This is a genomic window from Actinotalea ferrariae CF5-4 (assembly GCF_000603945.1).
GTDB lineage: Bacteria > Actinomycetota > Actinomycetes > Actinomycetales > Cellulomonadaceae > Actinotalea > Actinotalea ferrariae.
The window spans coordinates 1-3,741 of record NZ_AXCW01000146.1 but is presented as its reverse complement, the minus strand read 5'-3'; the positions used below and the strand labels follow the sequence as shown (position 1 = coordinate 3,741).

3 protein-coding genes are annotated in these 3,741 nt (G+C 74.4%); 2 read left to right on the top strand and 1 reads right to left on the bottom strand.

Features of this window, described 5'->3' with window-relative positions:
- Positions 1 to 112: 112 nt before the first annotated feature.
- Positions 113 to 559 carry a hypothetical protein gene (locus N866_RS12710; protein ID WP_034226872.1) on the bottom strand — a complete coding sequence of 149 codons (447 nt, stop codon included), beginning with the start codon at positions 557 to 559 and terminating at the stop codon, positions 113 to 115.
- Positions 560 to 1,039: 480 nt separating this feature from the next.
- Between N866_RS12710 and N866_RS12705 the strand changes: the two genes are divergently transcribed.
- Both N866_RS12705 and N866_RS12700 read left to right on the top strand, forming a co-directional pair.
- Entirely contained in the window at positions 1,040 to 2,665 is a 1,626-nt protein-coding gene (locus N866_RS12705) for an alpha/beta hydrolase domain-containing protein (protein WP_034226869.1), read from the top strand.
- Positions 2,666 to 2,762: 97 nt separating this feature from the next.
- A partial coding sequence (locus tag N866_RS12700) for an SDR family NAD(P)-dependent oxidoreductase (RefSeq protein ID WP_034226867.1) occupies positions 2,763 to 3,741 on the top strand: 979 nt, incomplete at its 3' end.

The window sequence follows — 3,741 nt, the reverse complement described above, 5'->3', positions numbered from 1 at the left end:
CCGTGACCACGTTGCCCGTGACCACGTCGCCCCTTGCCCGTCCCGTCGCCCGTCGCGGGTGACCTCCTGCCCGGCGTCGACGATCCCGTGCCCGTGGTCACCGTGCCCGTGGTCACCGTGCCCCGAGGCGGCACAGCACGGGGCGGCGACCCGGGACCGGCGGGGGCGTCGTCCGCGCGTCGACCAGGGCGACGTCCGGCAGCTCGGCCGGGTCCCAGGCCCCCGCCGAGACGACGACGACGTCGACCTGCCCGAGCGCCACGCGGTCGAGCACGGCGCGGCGCAGGACCGGGGAGGTAGTGGTGCGCAGACCCTCGAGCCGTGCCCCCCCGCCCGCGCGGGCGACCTCGGCGGTCGCGCGTGCCGTGGCGTCGTCGTCGTCCGTCACGACGACGACCGCCCCCGACCCCACCTGCCCCGACCCCACCTGCCCCGACCCCGCCTGCGCGAGCGCGCGGGTCACCGCCGTCGCCAGCGACGTCTCGACGGGCGACGCGGCCGGGTGCGTGCGCTCCTCCGGTGCGCTCGCGGTCGGTCGGTCGAGTGCTGCGGCGGTCATCGTGGGGTCCCTCCGTGGTGGTGCGGTGACAGGTCCCCAGCACACCACCCACCACCGACACGGCACGTCGCACCAGCACCACCGGCGCCACGGCGAAGACTTCGTGCGACCCGGCGCGACAAACGCTTCACAGGACAGGAGAGGACACGACGCGACAGGAGAGGACACGACACGACAGGAGAAGACACGACAAGCCCGGACCGGACCCGGCCGGTCGCCGACCCGGCGACCCGACCGCCGGCGCTGCACCGACGTGCGCGCGAAGGCAGGTCCGGGGTGGTTCGTCCCGATTCGGCGGCGCGTCGTCGGCCCCGCCCTGCGCATCCTCCCAACCCCCCGCCCACCGGATGCGGGCCGCCCGGGGCCTTCCTACGGTCACCGGGACACCGCGACGGCGCGGTGCCGGCACCGTCGTCGGCCCGGGCAGGGCAGGCGCGGCGCCCCTGACGACGGCCCCCTGGGCCCGGAGGTGCACGCACCATGAGGACCACTCCACCGTCCCTCGCGAGACCAGCAGTCGGTGCCCTCGTCGGCGCCCTCGCGCTGGCGCTCGTCCCCGTCGGCGCCGCCACCGGGGCCGACCGCCCCACACCGCGCGGTGCCTCCGCCGCCGCACCGGCGGCAGCGGCACCTGCCGCAGCCCCGACGGCGATCGGCGACGCGCTGAGCGACCTCGGGCTCACGAACGTCGTCGGCCCGCTCCCGGTCACGGCGGACTCGTACCCCTTCGGTGCGGCGGACCACCAGCTCGTCCCCCAGGACCTCGCGAAGGTCGGGTACGTCGAGGAGGAGTACCTGGTCAGCGGGCTGTCGAACGTCTACACGTGGCCGCAGGAGGGCCCCGCGCAGGTCGTCACGCCCGACGCCCCGTACACCACCCGCGTCCTGGTCCGGCGGCCGGCGAAGGAGCAGCACTTCAGCGGCGCCGCCGTCGTGGAGATGCTCAACCCGTCGAACTGGTTCGACCTCAACATCGGCTGGGCGGTCGCCCACGAGGAGATCATCGACAACGGCGACACCTGGGTCGGCATCACGGCCAAGCCCATCTCGGTCGACGCCCTGAAGAACTTCGACCCCGAGCGCTACGGCGACCTGTCCTTCGCCAACCCGCTGCCGCTGAGCGACCCGCGCAACTGCGCGACGGTCGCGGCGGACAGCTCGCGCGAGACGGAGAACGGCATGGTCTGGGACATCTACACCCAGGTCGGCCAGTGGCTCCGCGCCGACGACGCGACGAACCCGCTCACCTACGGCGACGGCACCAGCGACGTCGAGCTGGCCTACGGGTTCGGGTACTCCCAGACCGGCGGCTACCTCGTCAACTACATCAACGCGGTCCGTCCGCTCGTGGTGGAGGAGACCGGCGAGCAGCCGTACGACGGCTACCTCGTCGCCGTCGCCGGTGGCGCCTTCGCCGGTGCCTACCCGATGAACCAGTGCGAGCCGGCCCCGCCGGCGACCGACCCGCGCCGGCAGATCCAGGACGTCGGCGTGCCCGTGATGCGGGTCATGTCCCAGTCCGACTACCTGCGTGGCATCGGCGCGCGTCGGGCCGACAGCGACGAGCCGGGCGACCGGTACCGCCACTACGAGCTCGCCGGTGCCGGTCACGCGACCCCGGAGGAGCTGTACTACTCGGCCGCCCCCGAGGACATCCTCGCGGCCGACCGGTCCGTGCCGCCGATGGCCTGCAACGAGGGCGAGCGCAGCCGGCTGCCCAACGAGATCTTCTTCAACGCCGCGCTGCACAACCTCGACCTGTGGGTCCGGGACGGGATCGCCCCGCCGCGCATCGACCCGATCCTCGTCGAGAACGGCGCGCCCGTGCTCGACGAGTTCGGCAACGTCCAGGGCGGCTGGCGCTCGCCCTATCTCGACGTGCCCGCCAGCACCTGGTACGGGGCGGCGACCGGTGCGTCGTTCTGCTTCATCGCCGGCTGGGAGGACCCGTTCGACCAGGCCACCCTGGATGCGCTCTACCGGAACCACGGTGACTACGTGCGCCAGGTCCGCGAGAGCGTCCGGTCGCTGGAGGACCAGCGCCTCCTCACCGACTACGACGCCAAGCAGCTGACGGTGGAGGCGGCACAGGCCGACATCCCCTGACCGCTGTCCCCAGCCGGGCCGTCCCTGCGAGTGCGGGGGCGGCCCGGCTGGCGCAGGGTGGAGGGAGTCCCATCCCCTCACCCCTCCCGGAGGACCCATGCGTATCCGTGGCCGCGTCGTCGTCGTGACCGGCGCCTCGAGCGGGATCGGCCGGGCGACAGCCCTGGCGTTCGCCGAGCACAAGGCGGGGGCGGTGGTCCTCGCCGCACGACGCGAGGACGCGCTGGAGGACCTCGCGCGCGAGGTCCGGAAGGCGGGTGCGCGCACGATGGTGGTGCCCGTCGACGTCACGGACGAGGCGGCGGTGCGCGAGCTGGCCGACCGGGCGGTCGAGGAGTTCGGTCGCGTCGACGTGTGGGTCAACGACGCCGCGGTCGCGGTCTACGGCTCCGTCGAGGAGCTGCCCCTCCAGGACGTCCGGCGGGTCCTGGACGTCGACGTCCTGGGGTACCTCCACGGCATCCGCGCGGTCCTGCCGCTCATGCGCGACCGCGGCGAGGGCGTGATCGTCAACATCGCGTCGGTGCTGTCCGTCATCCCCGTGCCGTACGGCGCCCCGTACTCCATGGCGAAGGCCGCGGTCCTCTCGCTGGCCGGAAGCGTCCGGTCCGAGCTGCGGCTGGAGGGGCAGAAGGGCATCCACGTCGTGTCCGTGCTGCCGACGACGGTCGACACGCCCTTCTTCCACCAGGCCGGGAACCACACGGGCCGCCGGCTCCTGGCGATGCCGCCGGTCAACGCGCCGCAGCGGGTGGCCGACGCGGTCGTCGACGCCGTGCGCCACCCGCGTCCCGAGATCCCGGTCGGGTCCGGGGCGGGCAGCCTCCTACGGGCAGCGCGCAAGCACCCGGAGAAGACGGCGCGCGCGATCGCCCGCCACGTCGACACCCAGCACCTGTCCCGCCGGCACGGGGCCGCGCCGACGAGCGGGAACCTGCACCGTCCCTCCCCGGTCGCGGCCGACGCCGCGGTGCAGGGCGGCTGGCACGGCCGGACGAGGACCCGTGTGCGCGGGGTCGTCCTCGCGGCGGCAGCCGTCGGCGGCGGGCTCGCCGTCCGCCACGCCCTCGCCGGTG

What these genes read in the sequence shown, in the direction of transcription:
- N866_RS12705 (WP_034226869.1), top strand. Translation starts at nt 1,040, where the DNA reads ATGAGGACCACTCCACCGTCCCTCGCGAGACCAGCAGTCGGTGCCCTC.
- N866_RS12710 (WP_034226872.1), bottom strand. Translation starts at nt 559, where the DNA reads ATGACCGCCGCAGCACTCGACCGACCGACCGCGAGCGCACCGGAGGAG.